The sequence below is a fragment of the Thalassotalea agariperforans genome, assembly GCF_053470345.1.
On record NZ_JBQMWH010000001.1, the window covers coordinates 711,961 to 734,838 of the forward strand.

Annotated in this window: 23 protein-coding genes; 13 read left to right on the forward strand and 10 right to left on the reverse strand. The window is 37.3% G+C overall.

The annotated features are described in order from the left end of the window. Positions 1 to 12 precede the first annotated feature (12 nt). The 12 genes from mntA to galE all read left to right on the forward strand — a co-directional run bounded on the left by mntA (position 13) and on the right by galE (position 12,656). A complete protein-coding gene (gene mntA / locus ACSLUO_RS03115; RefSeq protein WP_448246098.1) occupies positions 13 to 414 on the forward strand; it encodes a type VII toxin-antitoxin system MntA family adenylyltransferase antitoxin in 402 nt (133 codons plus the stop codon). Further along, positions 407 to 826: a type VII toxin-antitoxin system HepT family RNase toxin gene (hepT, locus tag ACSLUO_RS03120; protein WP_448246100.1), complete on the forward strand. Its 420-nt coding sequence runs from the start codon at positions 407 to 409 to the stop codon at positions 824 to 826. Before mntA ends, hepT begins: the two co-directional genes overlap by 8 nt. A gap of 458 nt (positions 827 to 1,284) precedes the next feature. Beyond that, complete coding sequence (locus ACSLUO_RS03125; RefSeq protein WP_448246102.1) at positions 1,285 to 2,625, forward strand: UDP-glucose dehydrogenase family protein; 1,341 nt, start codon at positions 1,285 to 1,287, stop codon at positions 2,623 to 2,625. Between the two features lie 107 nt (positions 2,626 to 2,732). Continuing rightward, positions 2,733 to 3,740 carry an NAD-dependent epimerase gene (locus ACSLUO_RS03130; RefSeq protein WP_448246104.1) on the forward strand — a complete coding sequence of 336 codons (1,008 nt, stop codon included), beginning with the start codon at positions 2,733 to 2,735 and terminating at the stop codon, positions 3,738 to 3,740. Between the two features lie 168 nt (positions 3,741 to 3,908). Then, positions 3,909 to 4,808 carry a UTP--glucose-1-phosphate uridylyltransferase GalU gene (gene galU / locus ACSLUO_RS03135; RefSeq protein WP_448246105.1) on the forward strand — a complete coding sequence of 300 codons (900 nt, stop codon included), beginning with the start codon at positions 3,909 to 3,911 and terminating at the stop codon, positions 4,806 to 4,808. Positions 4,809 to 5,063: 255 nt separating this feature from the next. Then, positions 5,064 to 5,963: a sulfate adenylyltransferase subunit CysD gene (gene cysD / locus ACSLUO_RS03140; RefSeq protein ID WP_448246106.1), complete on the forward strand. Its 900-nt coding sequence runs from the start codon at positions 5,064 to 5,066 to the stop codon at positions 5,961 to 5,963. A 106-nt stretch (positions 5,964 to 6,069) separates the two neighbouring features. Beyond that, the gene (locus ACSLUO_RS03145) at positions 6,070 to 6,429 is read left to right on the forward strand and encodes a four helix bundle protein (RefSeq protein WP_448246108.1); all 360 of its coding nucleotides are present in this window, start codon (positions 6,070 to 6,072) and stop codon (positions 6,427 to 6,429) included. A gap of 64 nt (positions 6,430 to 6,493) precedes the next feature. Next, positions 6,494 to 7,906 (forward strand): sulfate adenylyltransferase subunit CysN, encoded by a 1,413-nt coding sequence (gene cysN / locus ACSLUO_RS03150; RefSeq protein WP_448246110.1) that lies wholly within the window; start codon positions 6,494 to 6,496, stop codon positions 7,904 to 7,906. A 149-nt stretch (positions 7,907 to 8,055) separates the two neighbouring features. Next, entirely contained in the window at positions 8,056 to 9,783 is a 1,728-nt protein-coding gene (locus tag ACSLUO_RS03155; RefSeq protein WP_448246111.1) for an SLC13 family permease, read from the forward strand. Between the two features lie 48 nt (positions 9,784 to 9,831). After that, positions 9,832 to 10,434 carry an adenylyl-sulfate kinase gene (gene cysC / locus ACSLUO_RS03160; protein WP_448246113.1) on the forward strand — a complete coding sequence of 201 codons (603 nt, stop codon included), beginning with the start codon at positions 9,832 to 9,834 and terminating at the stop codon, positions 10,432 to 10,434. A 58-nt stretch (positions 10,435 to 10,492) separates the two neighbouring features. Continuing rightward, a complete protein-coding gene (locus tag ACSLUO_RS03165) occupies positions 10,493 to 11,449 on the forward strand; it encodes a DHH family phosphoesterase (RefSeq protein WP_448246114.1) in 957 nt (318 codons plus the stop codon). Positions 11,450 to 11,642: 193 nt separating this feature from the next. Beyond that, positions 11,643 to 12,656: a UDP-glucose 4-epimerase GalE gene (gene galE, locus ACSLUO_RS03170; RefSeq protein WP_448246116.1), complete on the forward strand. Its 1,014-nt coding sequence runs from the start codon at positions 11,643 to 11,645 to the stop codon at positions 12,654 to 12,656. Between the two features lie 97 nt (positions 12,657 to 12,753). Here galE and ACSLUO_RS03175 read toward each other — a convergent pair whose 3' ends face one another. Continuing rightward, positions 12,754 to 13,035, reverse strand: coding sequence for a peptidylprolyl isomerase (locus ACSLUO_RS03175; RefSeq protein ID WP_448246118.1), 282 nt, complete (start codon positions 13,033 to 13,035; stop codon positions 12,754 to 12,756). Positions 13,036 to 13,187: 152 nt separating this feature from the next. Between ACSLUO_RS03175 and ACSLUO_RS03180 the strand changes: the two genes are divergently transcribed. After that, positions 13,188 to 14,096 (forward strand): hydrogen peroxide-inducible genes activator, encoded by a 909-nt coding sequence (locus ACSLUO_RS03180; RefSeq protein ID WP_448246119.1) that lies wholly within the window; start codon positions 13,188 to 13,190, stop codon positions 14,094 to 14,096. A gap of 44 nt (positions 14,097 to 14,140) precedes the next feature. On the opposite strand, the gene ACSLUO_RS03185 is transcribed toward ACSLUO_RS03180, so the two are convergent. The 9 genes from ACSLUO_RS03185 to tkt all read right to left on the reverse strand — a co-directional run. Then, a complete protein-coding gene (locus tag ACSLUO_RS03185; protein ID WP_448246120.1) occupies positions 14,141 to 14,515 on the reverse strand; it encodes a hypothetical protein in 375 nt (124 codons plus the stop codon). Positions 14,516 to 14,605: 90 nt separating this feature from the next. Further along, on the reverse strand, positions 14,606 to 15,307 hold the full coding sequence (locus ACSLUO_RS03190) for an LrgB family protein (RefSeq protein WP_448246122.1): 702 nt from the start codon (positions 15,305 to 15,307) through the stop codon (positions 14,606 to 14,608). A gap of 2 nt (positions 15,308 to 15,309) precedes the next feature. After that, positions 15,310 to 15,666, reverse strand: a complete 357-nt coding sequence (locus ACSLUO_RS03195) for a CidA/LrgA family protein (RefSeq protein WP_448246124.1) — start codon at positions 15,664 to 15,666, stop codon at positions 15,310 to 15,312. Positions 15,667 to 15,668: 2 nt separating this feature from the next. After that, positions 15,669 to 16,604 carry a LysR family transcriptional regulator gene (locus ACSLUO_RS03200; protein ID WP_448246125.1) on the reverse strand — a complete coding sequence of 312 codons (936 nt, stop codon included), beginning with the start codon at positions 16,602 to 16,604 and terminating at the stop codon, positions 15,669 to 15,671. 175 nt (positions 16,605 to 16,779) lie between these two features. Continuing rightward, on the reverse strand, positions 16,780 to 17,580 hold the full coding sequence (locus tag ACSLUO_RS03205) for a DUF481 domain-containing protein (RefSeq protein ID WP_448246126.1): 801 nt from the start codon (positions 17,578 to 17,580) through the stop codon (positions 16,780 to 16,782). Then, complete coding sequence (locus tag ACSLUO_RS03210; RefSeq protein WP_448246127.1) at positions 17,570 to 18,400, reverse strand: mechanosensitive ion channel family protein; 831 nt, start codon at positions 18,398 to 18,400, stop codon at positions 17,570 to 17,572. The genes ACSLUO_RS03205 and ACSLUO_RS03210 overlap by 11 nt, the downstream gene beginning before the upstream one ends. A gap of 269 nt (positions 18,401 to 18,669) precedes the next feature. Further along, on the reverse strand, positions 18,670 to 19,848 hold the full coding sequence (locus tag ACSLUO_RS03215) for a phosphoglycerate kinase (RefSeq protein WP_448246129.1): 1,179 nt from the start codon (positions 19,846 to 19,848) through the stop codon (positions 18,670 to 18,672). Positions 19,849 to 19,875: 27 nt separating this feature from the next. After that, positions 19,876 to 20,925 carry an erythrose-4-phosphate dehydrogenase gene (gene epd, locus ACSLUO_RS03220; protein WP_448246131.1) on the reverse strand — a complete coding sequence of 350 codons (1,050 nt, stop codon included), beginning with the start codon at positions 20,923 to 20,925 and terminating at the stop codon, positions 19,876 to 19,878. A gap of 118 nt (positions 20,926 to 21,043) precedes the next feature. Continuing rightward, positions 21,044 to 22,878: transketolase (gene tkt / locus ACSLUO_RS03225; RefSeq protein ID WP_448246133.1), on the reverse strand; the 1,835-nt coding region annotated here is incomplete at its 5' end.

Genomic DNA, 22,878 nt, shown 5'->3' on the forward strand with positions numbered 1-22,878 from the left:
AACAGTGATTTTATGGCTAGTGAATTGTTTGATAACTTAGCAAAACAAATAATTACTTTGTTAACGAGTGAGTTTTCTGGTCTTTCGCTGATTTATATTTTTGGTTCGCAAGTTTCAGGTGCTGTGCATGAAGACAGTGATGTTGATATTGCTGTTTTATGTGGTAATAAACTTGAGCCGCTGGCACGTTGGAATATCGCAACTGAATTAGCAGAAGTTCTAAAAAAAGATGTTGATTTAGTCGATTTATTAGAAGCCAGTACGGTAATGCAACATCAAATTATTTTTAATGGCGTGTGTATTTATGATGCTTTTGAACAGCAAGCAGCGTTTGAAATGCAAGTTATGTCTATGTATCAACATTTAAATGCTGAAAGAGATGAAATAGTTAAAGAGTATATAGCTAATGAATGACGTTATTATCAATAAAGCAGTGACCATTGAGCGGTGCATAAAACGCATTGAAGATGTTTATCAAGAGGTTGGTAATAATTTAGCTACCGATTTTACTCGGCAAGATTCCATTCTTTTAAATTTACAACGAGCTTGCGAAGCTGCAATTGATTTAGCTAACTATCTTACTAAGCAAAGAAAATTAGGTATTCCTCAACGCAGTCGAGACAGTTTTAATTTTTTGTTTAAAGCAGGGTTAATACCTGAAGATCTAGCGATGAATTTAGGAAAAATGGTTGGTTTAAGAAATATTGCTGTACATGATTACCAAGAGTTGAATCTTGATATTGTAAAATACGTGATTGAAAAGCACCTTGTTGATTTTCAAGCCTTTGTTAAGTTAGCTAAGTCTTTGATAGCAGATCAAGGTTGAAGCTACAAGATACAAGGTACAAGCTACAAGATACAAGATACAAGATACAAGATACAAGATACAAGATGCAAGCTACAAGATACAAGCTGCAAGTTACAAGGAGTTAGATACAAGAAATAAGCTACAAGGTACAAGATACAAGAATTCATTCTGCAGGATTAGCTTAACGTTGATAGTTGGTGTTTGTATCTAGAACAAGGTACGAGAAAAAAGATATAAGCTGCAAGGAGTTAGATACAAGAAACAAGCTACAAGGATTAAGTCTGCGGTTAAGGTTTAATACCGAGCTAAGTCTTGTATCTTGTAACTTTCCACTTGTAGCTATTAACTTGTAACTTTTCGCTTGTATCTTGTAACTTGCCACTTGTATCTAAGATATATCTTTCCGCTTGTATAGCGGCTTGTGAATGTTTAATATTGTTTTATAGAGTTTTGAATAACATTTTTTAGGGAAGTACATGAAAGTTACAGTTTTTGGGATTGGCTATGTTGGCCTTGTTCAGGCGGCTATTTTAGCTTCTGTTGGACACGACGTTATTTGTGTTGATATTGATGAAACAAGAGTTGAGAACTTAAAAAAGGGTATTATTCCTATTTATGAACCAGGCTTAACACCGTTAGTTGAGCAAACGTATAAAGATGGTTTATTAAAGTTTACAACCGATGCCGCTGAAGGTGTTGCCCATGGTAGCGTTCAGTTTATTGCGGTTGGTACTCCTCCTGATGAAGACGGTTCGGCTGATTTAAAATACGTGTTGGCGGTAGCTTCAACAATTGCTGAGCATATGACGGAATCAAAAATCATTATTGATAAGTCAACGGTACCTGTAGGTACGGCAGATAAAGTGACAGCTAAGGTTGCCGAAGTGTTAGCTGAGCGTGGTGTTGATATTGCTTATGATGTTGTTTCAAACCCTGAGTTCTTAAAAGAAGGTGCTGCCGTAAACGATTGTATGAAACCTGATCGTATTGTTGTTGGTACCAATAATGAAGCTTCACGTGAAGCTATGCGTGAATTATACGCGCCATTTAACCGTAACCATGATCGCATGATCTTTATGGATGTTCGCTCTGCCGAATTAACCAAATATGCAGCTAACTGTATGCTGGCAACAAAAATTTCATTTATGAATGAAATTGCTAACCTAGCTGAGCTTTTAGGTGCTGATATTGAAGCAGTTCGCCATGGTATTGGTTCAGACTCACGTATTGGATATCAATTTATTTACCCAGGTTGTGGTTATGGTGGTTCTTGTTTCCCGAAAGATGTGCAAGCATTAGTGCGAACAGCGCAAGGGATTGATTACAAACCAGCGTTATTAGAAGCAGTAGAAAGTGTTAACTACGCACAAAAGCAAAAATTATTTTTCCATGTTAATAACCATTTCAACGGTGACTTAAAAGGCAAAACTGTTGCAGTTTGGGGCTTATCATTTAAACCACAAACGGATGATATGCGCGAAGCGTCATCACGCGTATTAATGGAGTCGTTATTTGAAGTAGGCGCTAAAGTACAAGCTTATGATCCAGAAGCGATGGAAGAATGTCAGCGTATTTATGGTAGCCGTGACGACTTAGCGTTAATGGGGACAAAAGAAGCGGCGCTTCAAGGTGCAGATGTATTAGTTATTTGTACTGAGTGGAGCCAATTTAGAGCGCCTGATTTTGATTTAATTGCCGAAAAACTTAGCTCAAAAGTGATTGTTGATGGTCGTAACTTGTTCGAGCCAGCGTTACTGAAAAAACGCGGTTTTAGCTATTATGCTATTGGTCGTGGCGACAGTGTTAAAAAAGTATAATAGGCGTTAAGAAAATTGTTAAATAAACTCAGTTTCTTGGTTAAGAACCTGAGTTTTTTTGTAACCGCTATTTAAAATTTAAATAGCAAAAATAGTAAGAGTTTTAAATGAAATATTTAGTTACGGGTGCAGCTGGTTTTATTGGCTTTTTTGTTGTTCAACGGTTATGTGAACAAGGTCATCAAGTGATAGGCATTGATAATCTTAATGATTATTACGATGTTAATTTAAAACATGCTCGCTTAGCCGAATTAGCCGATATTAAAGCATTTACTTTTGTGGAATTAGATTTAGCCGATCGCGAAGGCATGGCTGAATTATTTAAAAAAGAGCAGTTTAACCGCGTTATTCACCTAGCGGCACAAGCTGGTGTTCGTTATTCAATTGATAATCCCATGGCGTATGCAGACAGTAATTTAGTAGGCCACTTAGCGGTATTAGAAGGTTGTCGTCATAATAAGGTTGAGCATTTAGTTTATGCTTCTTCAAGCTCTGTTTATGGTTTAAATGCCAAAGTGCCATTTTCAACCTCAGACAGTGTTGACCACCCCATTTCTTTATATGCAGCAACTAAAAAATCAAACGAGTTAATGTCGCATACCTATTCTCATTTATATGGTGTGCCAACAACGGGATTACGTTTTTTTACTGTTTATGGCCCTTGGGGGCGTCCTGATATGGCATTATTTAAATTCACTAAAAAAATTGTTGAAGGCGATGAAATTGACGTCTACAACAATGGTGATATGCGCCGTGATTTTACTTATATTGATGACATAGTTGAAGGTATTATTCGCATTCAAGATGTCATTCCTCAGCCAAATGCTGATTGGCAAGTAGAATCAGGTAATGCCGCCACAAGTAGCGCCCCTTATCGAGTATTTAATATTGGCAACGGTAATCCGGTTAAGTTAACTGAATTTATTGAATCACTTGAAACCTCGTTAGGGGTAGAAGCGAAGAAAAACCTAATGCCAATGCAACCAGGTGATGTTTATCAAACCTATGCGGAAGTTGAAGATTTATTTACCGCTACCGGTTACAAGCCTAAAATGTCGGTTAAACAGGGTGTACAAAACTTTGTTGACTGGTATAAAGGTTTTTATAACGTATAAGCGTATTTATAGTTCGTCATCATACGTTCTTAAATCTATGATAAATTAGCTAATGATTAAGCCTTAGTTGTAGGTGAATTGATTTCACTTATAACCTGAGATAAGGCGATGACAATTTAAAGTATTTACTTTAGAATGAAAAAAGATAAGAAAATATTAAGGAAGAAAATGACTAATAAAATTAAAAAAGCGGTTATCCCTGTTGCGGGTTTAGGTACACGTATGTTGCCAGCCACTAAAGCCATTCCAAAAGAAATGCTACCAATTGTTGATAAACCGTTAATTCAATATATTGTTAATGAATGTATTGATGCAGGCATTACTGAAATTGTGTTAGTTACTCATTCTTCTAAAAATGCCATTGAAAACCATTTTGATAAGTCGTTTGAATTAGAAACGACGTTAGAAAAACGTGTTAAGCGTCAGTTATTAGAAGAAATTCAAGCGATTTGTCCGAAAGAAGTTACTATTTTGCATGTACGCCAGGGTGAAGCAAAAGGCCTTGGTCATGCGGTATTAAAAGCGAGACCGATTATTGGTGACGAACCTTTTGTTGTGGTATTACCGGACGTTATTTTAGATGATGTTTCTGCGAATTTAAAAACTGAAAACTTAGCGGCAATGCTTAAGCGTTACCAAGAAGTTGGTGGTTATAGCCAAGTAATGGTTGAGCCAGTTCCTATGGAGCAAGTAAGTAGCTATGGTGTGGTTGACTGCGGTGGTGTAGAACTACAAGCGGGTGAATCTCAGCCAATGACAGCGGTTGTTGAAAAACCAGCGGTAGATGAAGCGCCTTCTAACCTTGCGGTTGTAGGTCGTTATGTTTTATCTGAAAAAATTTGGGATTTATTGGAATATACACCACCAGGTGCTGGTGATGAAATTCAATTAACGGATGCTATTGCCAGCTTAATGAAGCTTGAAATGGTAGAAGCTTTTCACATGACAGGTAAGTCTCATGACTGCGGTTCAAAAATTGGTTATATGAAAGCCAATGTTGAATATGCTTTACGCCATAAAGACTTAGGCGAAGAATTTAAAGAATACTTAAAATCATTAGCGCTTTAATCGCGCTTATTGATACTAAGTATTTATAAAAACGCTCTTTTTAGAGCGTTTTTTTTTCAGCCTTAAAAGGTGAATTTAGGCCACACCAAAGTGCGCTGAATTAATTAAGTTTATACTCTAAATTACAAAATAAAAGTATAAAACTCGAATATATATCAAAACGGTATAAGTATATATCTTTTTGACTAGCATCCACTAACTGTTTGTGTCAAAATTCGTCACAACAAATAACCAAGGATTTATTATTTACTTGCTATGAATTTAACTCACTTAAAACAGCTTGAAGCTGAATCTATCCACATTATCCGCGAAGTAGCTGCTGAGTTTGATAACCCAGTGATGTTATATTCAGTGGGTAAAGATTCTGCCGTATTATTACACTTGGCGCGTAAAGCGTTTGCACCAGGTAAAATTCCATTTCCATTATTGCATGTTGACACTGACTGGAAATTCAAAGAGATGATCGCATTTCGTGATCAAATGGCAAAAGACTATGGCTTTGAATTATTAGTGCACAAAAATCCTGAAGGGTTGGCAATGGGCATTGGGCCGTTTACTCATGGTAGTGCTAAGCATACCGATATCATGAAAACACAAGGCTTAAAACAAGCGCTTGATAAATATGGTTTTGATGCTGCTTTTGGTGGTGCTCGTCGTGATGAAGAAAAATCTCGTGCGAAAGAGCGTGTTTATTCATTCCGTGATGCTAATCATCGTTGGGATCCAAAAAGCCAACGTCCAGAGTTATGGAATATTTATAACGGTAAAGTAGATAAAGGTGAAAGTATTCGTGTTTTCCCATTATCAAACTGGACTGAGTTAGACATCTGGCAATATATTTATTTAGAAAGCATTCCAATTGTACCGCTTTATTTATCTGCTGAACGTCCAGTGGTTGAGCGTGACGGTACTTTGATCATGGTTGATGATGATCGTATGCCAATTGAAGATCCAAGTGAAATTCAAATGAAAAAAGTACGTTTCCGTACATTAGGCTGTTACCCATTAACTGGTGCTGTTGAATCAGAAGCCGCAACATTACCTGAAATTATTCAAGAAATGTTATTAACAAAAACCTCTGAACGACAAGGACGAGTGATAGATCACGACTCTGCAGGTTCAATGGAGAAAAAGAAAATGGAAGGTTATTTTTAATTTTAGCTTGAAGCTAGAGGCGGTAAGCTAAATGCGAAGAGTAAAGTTCAGCGCTTTGGTTCTAAAATAACCTTGTTAACTTATAAATGATTTATAAGGTTATCAAATGGATTTTGAACAGTTAGTTGTTTGGCAGTACGCTAAATCTTTAAGTGTTAGTTTGTATATAGAATTGGCTGATTTAAGAGATTTTGGCTTTAAAGACCAAATAACACGCGCAGGTTTGTCAGTACCAAGTAATATCGCTGAAGGGATGAGCAGGGATAGTGAAAAAGAAAAAATTCGCTTTCTAAATATTGCAAAATCTTCATGCTCTGAAGTTAGAACACAAATTTATATTGGCATTGATATTGGTTTTATTAATGCTGAGGTTGGCCAAGCTTGGATACTAGAAACAAAACGTATTGCTTCTATGTTGTCTGGCTTAGCTAACAAAATAAAACAAGATTTGAATGAAAATCATTAGTTAAATTAGCGTAAGCTTATAGCTTATAGCTTTATAGCTAATAGTTTTCCAAGGGAAAATTATTATGAGTCACCAATCAGATTTAATTGAAAAAGATATTCAAGCTTATTTAAAGCAACATGAGAATAAAGAATTAGTACGTTTTTTAACGTGTGGTAGTGTTGATGATGGTAAAAGTACCTTAATTGGTCGTTTATTACATGATTCAAAAATGATCTTCGAAGATCAGTTAGCTGCAATTGAAAACGACAGTAAAAAGTCAGGTACTACCGGCGAAGCTATCGATTTAGCTTTATTAGTTGATGGTTTACAGTCTGAGCGTGAGCAGGGTATTACAATTGATGTAGCGTATCGCTACTTCTCAACAGATAAACGTAAGTTTATTATTGCGGATACTCCTGGTCATGAGCAATACACGCGTAACATGGCGACGGGTGCTTCAACTTGTGATATGGCGATCATCTTAATTGATGCCCGTTATGGTGTACAAGTACAAACACGTCGTCATTCATTTATCTGTTCATTGTTAGGTCTTAAACACGTTGTTGTGGCTGTAAACAAAATGGATATTGTTGATTACAGTGAAGAAGTATTTGAGAAAATCAAAAAAGATTACATTGAATTTGCTAAAGACTTAAACATTCCTGATATTCGTTTTGCGCCTATTTCAGCCTTAGTTGGTGACAACGTGGTAAACCGCAGTGAACATACTGACTGGTATACTGGTGAAACGTTAATGGAATTATTAGAAAGCATTCAAATTGGTGATGATCAAAATAATGCTGATTTCCGTTATCAAGTGCAATATGTGAATCGTCCAAATTTAGATTTCCGTGGTTTTGCTGGCACTATTGGTTCAGGTAAAATTGCTGTTGGTGATGAGATCATGGCATTACCATCAGGTAAAAAGAGTACAATTAAGTCAATTGTTACTTTTGATGGTGAATTACAAGAAGCGACAGCACCAAATGCGGTAACCTTAACATTGACCAGCGAAATTGATATTAGTCGCGGTGAAATGATTGTTAAGCCTGATAACTTACCTTCATCATCAAAAGCATTAAATGCCTCTGTGGTATGGATGCATGAAGATGCATTAGAAGTTGGCCGTGAATACTACATTAAACATGGTAGTAAAATGACGACAGGTTATGTTTCAGCGGTGAAGCATAAAGTAGATGTTAATACCATGGAAACTGGCGCTGCTGAGCAATTGGCATTGAATGAAATTGGTTCATGTGACTTTGCCTTAACTGAAGCGTTACACTTTGATGATTATCAGAAAAACAAATCAACAGGTGCGTTTATTATTATCGACCGTATTTCTAACATTACTGTTGGTGCGGGTATGATCAATAACGCAATTGAAGAACAAAAGTCTCAACAATTTTCACCGTTTGAATTAGAGTTTAATACACTCGTTCGCAAACACTTCCCTCATTGGGGTGCGCGCGATATTTCAAAATTACTTGATTAATTGTTAGCACATTGCAGTAAATGATATAAAGAGTAACTTTGCCAAAACTAAATGTTAAAATTGTTTTGGTAAGTTACTCTTATTTTTTTGCAATGTTTTATTATTTTTTCAGTAATATTCTTCGGTAATAGTTCATAGGACGAAACTTTATGACAATAATGCAATGGCTAATGATAGCGATATTTTTTGCTACATTCGCAGCTTTGTTTAAGTTTCAACGTAATCCCGAGCGAGTTTTCGCTGGTACCTCATTAGTGTGTTTAGCCTTTTCGTTTGTTAGCTCCGAACAAATTTTGGCGAATGCCGTAAACCCAGGTTTAATCACTTTAATCTTTCTTGTTTTATGCTCGTTTGCTTTTGAACGCACCAGTGTTTTACGTAAGCTGGCCTCAGTATTAATTAATGGCTCTAAATTAGGCTCAGCGGTTAAAACCTTATTCAGTACAGCGATTGCTTCTGCGCTAATGAGCAATACGGCTGTGGTGGCAACTCTTATTAGCACCATTAAAAAGAACACCTTAATAAACCCCGGTAAATTATTATTGCCTTTGTCTTTTGCGGCTATTTTAGGTGGTACCTTAACTTTAGTTGGCACTTCAACTAACTTAATCGTTAACAGTATGTTAATTGAAACTGGCGCGGCAGGCTTACAGTTTTTTGATTTTACCTTGATTGGCTTAGCGGCGATGGTAGCTTGTTTTATTGTTATTTTCTTGCGTATGCGAACCTTGCCCGATATGGCGATGGGGAATATGCAGCTTAGTGATTATTTTTTAGAAGCAGAAATTTCAGCCACCTCAAAATTAATTGGTAAAAGTGTTGAAGCCAATGGCTTACGAAATTTAGATTCATTATTCTTAGTTGAAGTGGTTCGTGGCGGTCGTTTGATTTCCCCTGTTACGCCAGAAGAGGTATTGGTGGCGGGTGACAAGCTGATTTTTACCGGCGATATCTCGAAAGTATTAACCCTACAACAATTTGATGGTTTGAACTTATTTGCAGATGAAGACGGTTTAGTGAAAGATAACTTAACCGAAGTGTTGATTAAGCCAGATTCAGCAATTATTGGCAAAAATTTAAAATCGGCAGGCTTTCGTGCGCGTTTTGATGCTGCAGTTGTCGCCATTCGCCGAGAGGGTGGGCAACTTTCAGGTAAGTTGGGGGAAATTGTTATTGAAGCGGGTGACTTTTTAGTACTTGCTGTTGGTAACGATTTTAGCTCTCGTACTAACTTATCAAAAAACTTTTATATTATTTCAGGTCATCAGCCAGACAATATGTTGCATGGCTGGCGTGATTGGTTAACGGTAGTTGGCTTTTTAGCTACCATTACCATTTCAGTTGTTTTTTCAGTGTCTTTGTTAAGCTGTTTAATGTTTTATATTGCAGCGTTGGTTGTTAGTAAATGTTTAACGGTGAATGAAGTAAAACGCCGTTTTCCGCTGGAAATATGGTTAATTGTGGTTGGTGCCTTAACCTTAGCCAAATCGCTTGAAAACAGCGGTGTGGCATTAATTCTGGCAGAAAATATTGAACAAGTATTACATGGTAAAAGTATTTATATTGCTTTTATCGCTATTTATTTAATTACCTTAATATCTACTGAGTTAGTAACCAATAATGCGGCAGCGGCCTTAGTTTTTCCTATTGCTTATAATATCGCTATTGGTTTAGGGGTTGATCCTTTACCGTTTGTTATGGCGGTTGCTTTTGCCGCCAGTGGTAGCTTTATCAGCCCTTATGGTTATCAAACTAATGTAATGGTATATAACGCTGGTAATTACAAATTAACTGAATTTATTAAATTTGGTATCCCAGTATCACTGCTGTATAGCGCTGTGGTATTGATTATGATCCCAATTGTATTCCCATTTTAAAATAATTTTTAAACTTATTTAAAACAAGCAAATGCTTAAGAGAATGTCATGAAAACAGAAAATACCGTTTGGCATGAACAACATGTCAGTAAAGCTCAGCGCAGTGAACAAAAAAATCAAAAACCTTGTTTGTTATGGTACACCGGCTTAAGTGGCTCGGGTAAATCTACTGTGGCGAATGCTGTTGATGCCATGTTGTTTGACTTAGGTTGTCATACCTATTTATTAGATGGTGACAATGTTCGCCATGGCTTAAACGGTGACTTAGATTTTACTGATGAAGCACGCGTTGAAAACATTCGCCGTATTAGTGAAGTGTCGAAGCTATTCATTGATGCTGGTTTAATTGTTTCTACCGCTTTTATTTCACCTTTTGCCTCTGATCGCAAAATGGCGGCAGATAAGCTTGAAGACGGTGAATTTATTGAAGTGTATATTGATACACCGATAGCGGTTTGTGAACAGCGTGATCCAAAAGGTTTATATAAAAAAGCCCGAGCTGGCGAAATAAAACATTTTACTGGCATTGATTCTGATTATGATGTGCCGCAAGCACCAGCTATACACGTTAAAACGGCAGAGCAAGACATTGAAGCTTGTGCTAAGCAAATTGTTAGCTATTTAAGCGAGAATGGTTTTATTAACTTATAAAACGTAACGGGTTTGAAAAGATAAATTTCCAATAAAAGTATTCAATAAGGATTTTAACGTGCATTTTGATGTGTTTAATGGTGATGCTGATGGCATTTTAGCGTTAGTACAATTACGTTTGGCTGAGCCAAAAGAGTCAACGTTAATAACGGGTGTAAAACGTGATATTAGCTTATTAAAACAAGTTGATAAGAGCCAGGCTACTAGTGTCACTGTGTTAGATATTTCGATGGAAAAAAACATTGATGCTCTAAATGAGTTATTAGCGGCTAATATCCCTGTCAGTTATACCGATCATCATAGAGCGGGAGATATTCCAAGTTCATCATTATTAACGGCTAATATCGACACTGATGCTAATACTTGCACTAGTTTATTAGTTAATCAACAGCTTGGTGGCCAGTTTGCCAATTGGGCAATTGCTGCCGCTTTTGGTGATAATATGACGGCTTCAGCCGTTGCTTTGGCTGAGTCTGTCGGGTTAACTCAAGCGCAGCAAGAAAAATTAAAAGCCTTTGGTATTTATGTTAATTACAACGGCTATGGTCGAACCGTTGACGATTTACACTATAAGCCAGATGCATTGTTTCAGTTATTAGTGCAGCATGCCGATCCGTTAACCTTAGTTGAGCAGGAAGATTCAGTATTTTCCCGTTTGGAAAAAGCTTATCAAGCGGATATGGCGTTAGCTGAATCAGCCAAGGTATTAGTGGATAATGATATTTGTAAAGTGGTTGAATTAGCTGATGAAGCTTGGGCACGTCGTGTTAGTGGTGTGTTTGGAAATGAATTAGCTAATCGCTCACCCAATAAAGCACACGCGGTAGTAACCCAAAATGCCGATGGAACTTACACCATTAGTTTACGCGCACCACTTAATAATAAACAAGGCGCGAGTGATATTTGTGTGCAGTTTCCAACAGGTGGCGGCCGTGCCGGTGCGGCAGGGATTAATAATTTACCTGCAGAGCAGTTAGATCTTTTTATTGCAACATTAAGTGATTATTATCGTTAACAGCTTATCTTTTTATCATGTTTTTTATCGGATTTATGGTGATAAATTAAGGGAGCTTTTATGGCGTTATTGCTGTTTTTTGCTACCAAGTTGATGGTTAGAATGATAACATATTACAAATTGTAAACGTTTACACTTAGGTTTTATCAGCTAAGTCAGTACAAATAATGAAAAATTAGGAAAGATTAAAATTATGAGTTTATTGATCACAGGTGGAACAGGTTATATCGGTAGTCATACTGTTGTTGAATTATTATCAATTGGTGAAGAAGTTGTTATTGTTGATAACTTAGCTAATTCATCAACCTTAGTTTTAGATCGTATTGAAGCGATCACAGGTAAGCGCCCAACATTTATCAAAGCCGATATCTGTGATAAAGCGGCAATGAATGCTGTTTTCATTGAACATGATATTAGTGCGGTTGTCCATTTTGCCGGTTTAAAAGCCGTTGGCGAATCAAATACCATTCCATTAAGTTATTATCATAATAACGTTGCAGGTACCGTAAATTTATTACAGGTAATGGCTGATCATAACGTAAAAAACTTTGTTTTTAGTTCTTCTGCTACTGTCTATGGTGATCGCAATGTGTCTCCTATGGTTGAAACTATGGAAACGCGCGCGACTAATCCTTATGGTCAAACTAAGTTAATGGTTGAGCATGTCTTATTTGATTTAGCCAAAAGTGATCCTGAATGGTCAATTGCTTGTTTACGTTATTTTAACCCAATTGGTGCTCATGCTTCTGGTACTATTGGCGAGAATCCAAATGGTATTCCAAATAACTTATTGCCGTTTGTTGCTCAAGTTGCCGTTGGCCGTTTAAAAGAGTTAGCAGTATTTGGTGATGATTATGATACACCAGACGGTACCGGTGTGCGTGATTATATTCACGTAGTTGATTTAGCTTTAGGCCATGTCAAAGCATTACAAAAATTATCAGTGATTGAGGGTTGTCAGGCGATTAACTTAGGTACAGGTAACGGTGTTTCGGTACTTGAAATTGTTAATTCATTTAAAGAGATCAGTGGTCAAGACATTCCATATAAAGTATCACCACGACGCGCCGGTGATGTTGCCGAAATGTTTGCTGATGCAAGTGTTGCTAAAGAATTATTAGGTTGGAGCGCAGAGCGTGATATCCATACGATGATTGAAGATACTTGGCGTTGGCAGTCAAAAAATCCAAACGGGTTTGAAGCTTAAGTTTAACGCTTGAATTTGAACTGTTTAAAACTAAAAAGAGAGCCGGAAAGGGCTCTCTTTTTGATTAAACACTACAGCAGTTAATTTGAACTATAAATTACTCAGTACGGTTTGTTACTTCAATTAGGTGATAACCAAATTGGGTTTTTACCGGGCCTTGTACTTGATGCAAATCAGCAGTAAATACAACATCTTCAAACTCTTTAACCATTTGTCCTTTACCAAAAGAGCCTAATGCGCCCCCTTGTGCTTTTGATGGACAATTAGAGTGATTTTGTGCAATAGCAGCAAAATCTTCACCGGCGTTAATTTTATCTTTTAACTCAATACATAGCTCTTCGGTATCAACTAAGATATGTCTTGCTGAAGCTCTGATCATGATTTTTCCTACAACTAAATGGAATTGAGCCTGAAAGATATATTAAATGTTACAAAAATTAAATACTTTTAAGAAACTTTTTTATTTATTAGGTTGGTGTTGTTAATTAACTTTATTAATATAAAGTGCCATCCTAATAAATTTATTCGTGTATGATTTTACCTAATTTAAAACATTTACATTACTTAACGGTATTACATCAATATCAGCATTTCAATAAAGCCGCTAATGCTTGTTTTATTAGCCAATCAACGTTAAGTAGCGCCATTCTTAAGTTAGAAGAACAACTAGGCTGTCAGTTGATTGAGCGTGATCATAAAGCATTTATTTTTACGGTTCAGGGGGAAGCTATTGTCAAAATGGCGCAAGGACTGATCAATGATGCAGCTGATCTGGTAAATTACGGCCAAGCACAAGGGCAAATTGACAAAGGCAGTATTACCATTGGCTGTATTCCAACGATAGCACCTTATTTATTACAAAATTTTGCTAAAGCATCACAACAAGCATTACCTGAATTAGCATTATATTTTGTTGAAGCAACAACAGAAAATTTATTGATCCAATTGCAGCAAGGGCAAATTGATTTAGCTATTTTAGCCTTACCGGTAAAAGATCATAACTTTAAAAGTAAAATTTTAGGCAAAGATGGGTTCTATATTGCTGGCGATAATAACTTAGTACAGCGCTTTAAGCAGTCACATGATTATCAGCAATTACCAGAACATAGCATATTTTTATTAACCCAAGAAAACTGCTTAACTGAACATGCGTTATCAGCATGTAAATTAGCTGATGCTAGCCGAATTCATCAATTTTCCGCCTCAAGTTTATCAACGTTAGTGCAAATGACAGCATTTCATAAGGGCTTTACTTTTTTACCGGCAATGGCGGTAAATAAAGGGGTAGGGCAAGCCGAAGGCTTAACAATTGAAAAGTTAGGTGATGATGTTTTTCGTGATATCGGGATGCTATGGCGACCAACGTCGATGCGCCAACAAAGTTTTTTACGTATTGGACAAGTTATTGAGCAGTTATTATCTGAACAACAGCGGTGTTGAGCTATGAGATGAAAGCTAATCTACAGCGATTAGCTTAGTTGTGGTTAGTTTAACCAGCTTTGCAACTTATCGTTAAATAATGTCGCTTTTTGGAAAAAAGTAATATCTTGCTTTTCAGTTACTTTAGGAGCAATTTTTGCCATAGGTAAGTAATTATTTTTAACGATGATCGACTGCTCTGGTTTAAAAATCACATAACTGGTTTGATAAACATTATCACCAGATAAACGCTCATGATGAGGTACTATTGTGCGATAGGTTAGTTGAGCATTAAATAGAATTTCATATTGTGTTTTATATTGCTGCTCTAATGCAGAGGTATCGACATTACTCGCTGGGATCGCTTTTGATGAGCAATAGAATAAAGAAATAACAAAGATGACAATATTTAAAATAGCTAAATTGAGTAAAAATTTCATCCTGAGACCTTGCCAGATTGGCACAATTGTTTAAAAACAATAAATTAATGCACTAATATAAAGCATCGTTTAATTAATTACCAGTTTTTATTATGCAAGTTGACTTAAAAAAGGCAGTAAAAACGGGGCGATCACCGCTGTTATGATGGCAGATAAAACTAGGGCTAACGAGCCAAATGCGGCATGTTGGTGACTAATACGGCTAATTGAGCTGGTGCCAATAGCATGGCTAGCACAGCCAATGGCTAAACCTTGTGCTTGAGGTGACTTGATGCGTAATAAATTCAACCATTGATGGCCAATTAAGCCACCGGTTAAGCCAGCGATAGTGATCATAAAAGCGGTTAACGAACCAATACTATTTAGTTTTTCACTTAATGCTAAACCAATGGGTACGGTTATCGACTTTAACGAAATTGCGATAGCAATATTACTATTATCGATCAGTAAGGTGGTTAGTAGATAGCTAATTATCATCAGTAAAGTGATCGCAGAGCCGAGAATTAGCATAATCGCTTTAATGTTTTTTTTAATGACTTGGATCTGCTGATATAAAGGTAAACCTAAGGCAACAATGGCCGGTTCTAATAAAGCATTGAGCCAAGCACTGTGTTTATGAAACTGATCAATAGAAACGTTAGCTAAGCTTAATAATGGGATCACCATTGCCATGGTTAATAGCATGGGGTTTAACAATATGCTGTTGGTTTTGTTTTGTATTTTAACTGCAAGCTGATAACAGATAATAATAACGACAGTAAGAATACTGCTATAGATAAAATAATGAAGCATTTTTACGGCTGACTATGTTTATTATCAATAAAGTGTTGATATAAAAAACCAACAAGTGCCATGAGTAATAAACTGGTTGATACAACAACGACGGTAATAATCAGGCCAAATTCTTTAATTAATGCGACATATTCAATGATGCCAATGGCGGCAGGTACAAAACATACCCCCATATTGGCAATGATCCATTGCACGGTCGTGGTTAGTTTATCAACTTTTATAATCTTTAAAGTTAACAAGGTAGTAAGAATGATCATACCGTATAAACTAGGTGGTAGGCCGCCGGCAATAAAATGCAAGGCATAGCCTAATAGTAAACAAACCACGATTGAAGCTAGGCTATATAAAGCATTGTGCATTGTTATAATTCAGCTACCGTTTCAATGACTAATTGTCTAAACCAAACATGGCTTGCATCATGATGTAATAAAGGACTCCAGATCATTTTTAATTCCATCGGTGGGATTTCAAATGGTGGTGGTAATACTTTAAAGTTGGCATCATTTCGATGGATCATCGCTGAACGAGTTGGTAACGTCGCCACTAATTCACCTTCTAAAGCGATTTGCATGGCAACATGGTAATTTCGAGTAAAGGCTTTGATATCTCGTCTTCGTCCTAATTTTGCTAAAGCTTCATCAACCCAGCCTAAGTTTCTTAAATCTGAAGTGTCCATACCAACACCAACACCAAAACCTGTTTTTGCTACCCAAACATGTTTGGCAGCAAGGTAGGTGTTAATATTAAAATTTTCGATGATTGGGTTGTTGGCTCCGACCATACATGAAAAGCTATCTTTCCAAACCGTTTTTTGGTGAAACGATTGCGGTAATTCTTCAAAGCGATTGATGGCCATATCAATTTTACCGGCTTCTACATCATGAAAAGTCACATCACTTGGTGTCATGATATCTATGACGATATTAGGTGCTCTTTGACTTAACCGCTTTAATAAAGGGGGAATTAAAGTTGAAGCAGCATAATCACTGGCCATTACACGAAAAACCCGTTGACTACTTTGCTCGTCAAAGTGTTCTTCGTTTTGTAAGGTTTCTTCTAGCTGTAATAATATCTTTCTGATCGCGGGTGCTAATGCTCGTGAACGTTCAGTTGGCACCATGCCATCGGAGGTTCTTACTAAAATAGGATCATTAAATAATGCTCTTAACCTTTTTAAACCATTACTCATGGCCGGTTGGGTAATATTTAATTGGCTGGCTGCTCGGGTTACGTTTTTTTCTCGTAACAAGACATCCAAATATATTAATAGGTTGAGATCGATTTTTGATATATTCATAAGTTTAATGACAATTAGCAAAGATATAATCGAGGTAGATAATAGTACCATAAAAATGATTAAATTTTTTGTTCTATGCCAAAAAATTAACATTTTTTTAATAAAAAAGCCGCTATTTAAGCGGCTTTAACATTTTACTCATATTGTACTCATTGAGTCATGGATAACTTAACTATTAAAAGCTATAAACCAAGGTGATACCTGTTTGTGTAAAGGTATTAGTTTTACCTTCATCAACGTCGGTATTGTGATCAACTTTAAATGAGAACTTGAGCTGTAAAGTTTCAATTAAACGGGTGGTCACGGAAGTTTCAGCTTTGAATTGGCTGTTTTCACCACTTTTGGTTGCCCATTTCGCTACAGCAAACTGTTTAAATTCAACATGCTTGTTAAGTTTACGGGTATATTTTATTTGTGCTTGCACAATAAGTGAGTCACGATTTTCTTCAGGAATAACTTCATATTCATCATTACCTAAATCAACTCGGTAAGAAGCAATAGTATCGCGTTTAAAACCCGGACCAAAATCCGCATCAAAAGTTGCTACTTTTGTTTCATACCAACGACGACCCCAACCAGTAGAAACCGACCATTGATTGTCAAAGCCACTAAAGCGATTATCTTCATATGAACCGTTGCCATACAAATAGTTTTTGGTATTGGCGTCAAGAGTATGGTTTACCTGTAAAGATAAATTCCATTTTTGATCGGTTGTTTCTAGATCTTCTTTACCGTTTTCATCTGTTTTTTCAGTTTTTTTCACTAATAAATCAAAACGAAGTGCTGCACGCCATAAGTCTTTTTCATAATCAGCGTCAAAACCGGCAAGAATATCTGCGGTTGTTTTATCACCTGTTTTATACAGGGCACCTAACTCTGCCGAAGCTTTATAAGGCGATTTAGGTTCTTCTGCGGCGGCTGAAAATGCACAAAGTGGTGCTAAGGTCAGGGCGGCAATGGCAAGCTTATGCTTCATTTTTTTCCTCTTGATTTACATGTACAGATAACTGTGGATATGGAATTTCGATACCAGCGTCATCTAGTGCTACTTTGATATCTTCTAATAATTTAAAGTGTGTTGGCCAATAATCGCCTGATTTAACCCAAGGGCGAACGACTAAGTTAACAGAACTGTCTGCAAGTTCACTAACACCAATTGTAACAGCAGGTTCTTTTAACACTTGCTCGTTGTCAGCAACAACTTTAGCTAAAACTTCTTTTGTTTTTGCTAAATCGGCGTCGTAACTAACACCGATAACTAAGTCAATTCGGCGTGTTGGCTTAGTTGAATAGTTAGTGATAGTGCCACCAGTTATGGCATTGTTTGGAATAATAACGGTTTTGTTGTCGCCAGTTTTTAATTTTGTAGAAAAAATTAATACTTCTTCAACAACACCTGAAATGCCACCAGCTTCTACAAAATCACCCGCTTTAAAAGGACGAAATGATATTAATAAAACACCTGAAGCAAAGTTAGACAATGAGCCTTGTAAAGCTAAACCAATAGCTAAACCTGCGGCACCAATAACTGCAACAAGCGAGGTGGTGTTAAAACCAAGGTGAGAAATAGCTGCAATAATAGTGAAGGTCATGGCTAAGCCATAGACAATACTTTTTGCAAAAGAGATAACCGTAGGGTCAACACTCTTATGACTCAACAGTTTGCCAACGCCAGTGCTGATCAAACGAGAGATAAATTTACCAATAATAAATATTGCTAAAGCAACAATCAGTTTTATGCCAAAATCAATTAGCATTTGTTGATTGTCAGTAAACCAAGTTGTTAACATTTCCATATCATTTCCTTACTTTTTAAGAGAGCATATTATAAACAAAAGATGAGCTTATAACAGTAGCAAGTATTTAAAATGACAATAAAATGAAAAATTATCAGCTATAAATTTGTTTTTGTAATATGAAAAACTAAATAAGTAAGGTTTTTTGAGGTTAAAAAAAAGAAGTTAATCGTTAACGTGATTAACTTCTTTAAACCATAACATTTAAACAGTAGTACCAAGCCTATTAACTTATTGGGTCATGTATATTAGGCCTAGTGAAGTTTAAATTAAGCTTCTTTAGCGCGTTCTTCTAAAATAGCAACGGCTGGTAACTCTTTACCTTCAACAAACTCTAAGAAAGCACCACCACCGGTTGAAATATAAGAAATTTGATCTGCTAAATCGAATTTGTCGATAGCAGCTAAAGTATCGCCACCACCAGCAATTGAGAAACCTTCACTTTCTGCAATCGCACGAGCAACAACTTCGGTACCTTTAGCAAACGCATCAATTTCGAAAACACCACAAGGGCCATTCCATAAAATGGTTTTAGCACCTTTAATAATTTCAGCAGCACGAGCAGCAGATTGTGGACCATAGTCGATGATTTCTTCGTCGCTGGTAATTTCACTTGGCATTTTAACCGTTACTGCCGAGTTATGGTTCCAGTCACTAAAGCCATCTTTAGTTGTGGTAACATCTTCAGCATAAATAACTTCAGTGGTTGCACATAAGCGTTTAGCTTCTGGAATTAAATCTTCTTCGTATAAAGAGTTACCAACTTCATTACCGGCCGCAGCAACAAACGTATTTGAAATACCACCACCAACAATTAATACGTCAGCAATTTTTGATAATGAGTCAAGTACGGTTAATTTAGTTGAAACTTTAGAACCACCAACAATCGCAACTAATGGACGTTCTGGGTTATCTAACGCTTTACCTAAAGCCGCTAACTCTGCTGATAATAATGGACCAGCACAGGCTGTTGGCGCAAATTTAGCAACGCCGTGAGTTGATGCGTGGGCACGATGTGAAGTACCAAAAGCATCCATCACAAAAATATCACATAAAGACGCTAATTTTTTAGCTAGTGCTTCATCGTTAGCTTTTTCACCGACGTTATAACGAATGTTTTCAAAAACTACTAATTCGCCTTCAGCAACATCAACACCGTTTAAATAATCTGTTGATAAACTTACAGGGAAGTCTAATGCACCTTTTAAATAATCAACTACCGGTTGTAATGACGTTTCAGCACTTGCTTCGCCTTCGGTAGGACGACCTAAGTGTGACATTACCATAACTTTTGCACCGGCTTCTAAAGCAAGTTTTAACGTTGGTAATGCGGCGCGTAAACGAGCATCTGAAGTGATTTCACCATTTTCTAATGGTACGTTTAAATCTTCACGAATTAATACTCTTTTACCTGCTAATGCTAGGTCCGACATTTTAATTACAGACATAAGGTGTTCCTTAATTGGGTGTTTAAATTAATAATTTTCTATTGTTTGTGCCATCGCATTTGCTGTGTCTAACATGCGATTAGCAAAGCCCCATTCGTTGTCGCACCAAACTAACATTTTAATAAGCCGCTTATGGCTTACTCTTGTTTGATTACCGTCAACAATACATGAATGAGGGTCGTGATTAAAATCTACTGAAACTAGTGGTTCTTCAGTGTAACCTAAAATACCAGCTAGCCCATTTTTTTGTGCGTCTTTTATCGCATTGTTAATATCGATGATCGTCACATCATTATTGACCGTTACGCTTAAATCCATTGCCGTCACATTGATGGTAGGTACCCGAACGGCAATCGCTTCAAAACGCCCCGAAAACTTGGGCAAGATACGTTCAATACCAATGGCTAACTTTGTATCAACTGGAATGATTGATTGACTCGCGGCGCGCGTTCGTCGTAAATCATCATGATAAGCGTCGATCACTTGTTGATCATTCATTGATGAATGAATAGTGGTAATTGTGCCACTTTCAACGCCAAAGGCATCATCAATCACCTTAATAACAGGAACAATACAATTAGTTGTGCATGAGCCATTAGATACGATATTGTCATCTTTGGTGAGGGATTTTTCATTAACACCGTAGATAATTGTGCTGTCAACATCAGGATCTGCAGGGTGAGAAAATAAAACTTTTTTCACGCCATTATCAAGTTGTATTTGTGCTTCATCTCGGGTGCTATAAACACCGGTACAATCAAGTACTATATCAACTTGCTGTTCTTGCCAAGGTAAACGCTCTAACGATTTTTCATGACTAATATGGATATTGTCACCAGCAATATTTAAGGTATTACCTTGATGGCTGACTGCAAATGGAAAACGGCCATGGGTAGTATCATACTTTAATAAATGTGCCATACCTGTTATCGTCGCAATTTCATTAATTGCAACTAGCTTAAATTGCTCTTGGCGGCCACTTTCATATAATGCACGCACAATACTTCGGCCAACTCGGCCAAAACCATTGATAGCAATATTAATAGGTGTATTTGTGACAGCAGAATTTTTGGACATAAATTTTTTAACTAAAAACTAGCGATAAACTAAAAAGCGCCGACATTTTACCTTTTATTTCAGTAAAAGTAATCGGCGCTTTATCTATTACAGGATATATATTAATTATTCACTGTATTTATAACGCTTTCACCTTGCTTACAACGTTCTCAACGGTAAAGCCGAAGTGTTTGTATAAATCGCCACCTGGTGCTGATTCACCAAACGTTGACATACCAACCACATCACCAGCAAAACCGACATATTTCGCCCAGTAATCAACATGCGCTGCTTCAATAGCGACACGTTTTGTCACTGATGCCGGTAATACACTTTCTTTGTAAGCTGCATCTTGGGCATCAAAAGTATCCGTTGAAGGCATAGACACTACGTTTACTTTCACGCCATCAGCCGCTAATGCTTTGGCAGAATCAACCGCTAAACCCACTTCAGAGCCGGTTGCAATTAAAATCACCTCAGGTGTTTGACCACAATCAACTAAAATGTAAGCACCTTTGGCAATGTTAGCTACTTGCGCGTCAGTTCGTGCTTGAGCTGCTAAACCTTGACGAGAAAAGACTAACGAGGTTGGTCCTTTTCTGCGTTCAATCGCTGCTTTCCAAGCCACGACAGATTCAGTGGCATCAGCAGGGCGCCACGTTGACATATTAGGTGTCATACGTAAGTTAGCTAATTGCTCAACCGGTTGATGGGTTGGACCATCTTCCCCTTGACCAATGGAATCATGGGTATAAACAAATACGTTTTGAATACCCATTAACGCAGACATACGTACCGCATTACGTGCATATTCCATAAACATCATGAAAGTGGCGCCGTAGTTAATAAAACCACCGTGCAATGAAATACCGTTCATGATACCGCTCATACCAAACTCACGAACACCGTAAAAAATGTAGTTACCGGCAGCATCGTCTTGAATACCTTTAGAGCCTGACCATAAGGTTAAGTTTGAACCGGCCAAATCAGCTGAGCCACCTAACATTTCAGGTAATAACGGACCAAACGCTTCAATGGTGTTTTGTGATGCTTTACGAGAAGCAATGCTTTCCGCTTTTGCTTGTGTTTCATAAACTAACTTTTCAGCCGCTTGTGAGAAACCGGCAGGTAAGTCTTTATCGATAACACGACGTTTAAATTCAGCGGCTAATTCTGGGTAAGCTTGTGCATACGCGTCAAACTTAGCTTGCCACTGTGCTTCAATAGCTGCGCCTTTTTCTTTAGCATCCCAACCGGTTTGTACATCTTCAGGAATAACAAAAGGAGCATGTGGCCAATTTAAAAACTCACGTGCTGCCGCAATTTCATCATCACCTAATGGTGCGCCGTGACAATCATGGCTACCTGATTTATTAGGTGAGCCAAAACCGATAATGGTTTTACAACAAATCATGGTTGGTTTGTCAGTAACAGACTTTGCTTCTTCAATGGCTGCAGCAATGGCTTCTGGGTTATGACCATCAACATCGGCAATCACATGCCAGCCGTATGAGGCAAAACGTGCTGGTACGTTTTCAGTAAACCAACCTTCAACGTGACCATCGATAGAAATACCGTTGTCATCCCAAAACGCCACTAATTTACCTAAACCTAACGTACCGGCTAATGAACAAGCTTCGTGAGAAATCCCTTCCATTAAACAACCGTCACCTAAGAAACAGTAAGTGAAATGGTCAACAATATCGTGGCCGTCTTTGTTAAATTGAGCGGCTAAGGTTTTTTCAGCAATCGCCATACCAACAGCATTAGAAACACCAGCGCCTAATGGGCCAGTTGTAGTTTCAACACCTTTTGTGTAACCATATTCAGGGTGACCTGGTGTTTGCGAGTGTAATTGACGGAACTGTTTTAACTCATCAATCGGTAAATCATAACCTGATAAATGTAATAGAGAGTAAATTAGCATCGAACCATGGCCGTTTGATAATACAAAGCGGTCGCGGTTAGCAAAGT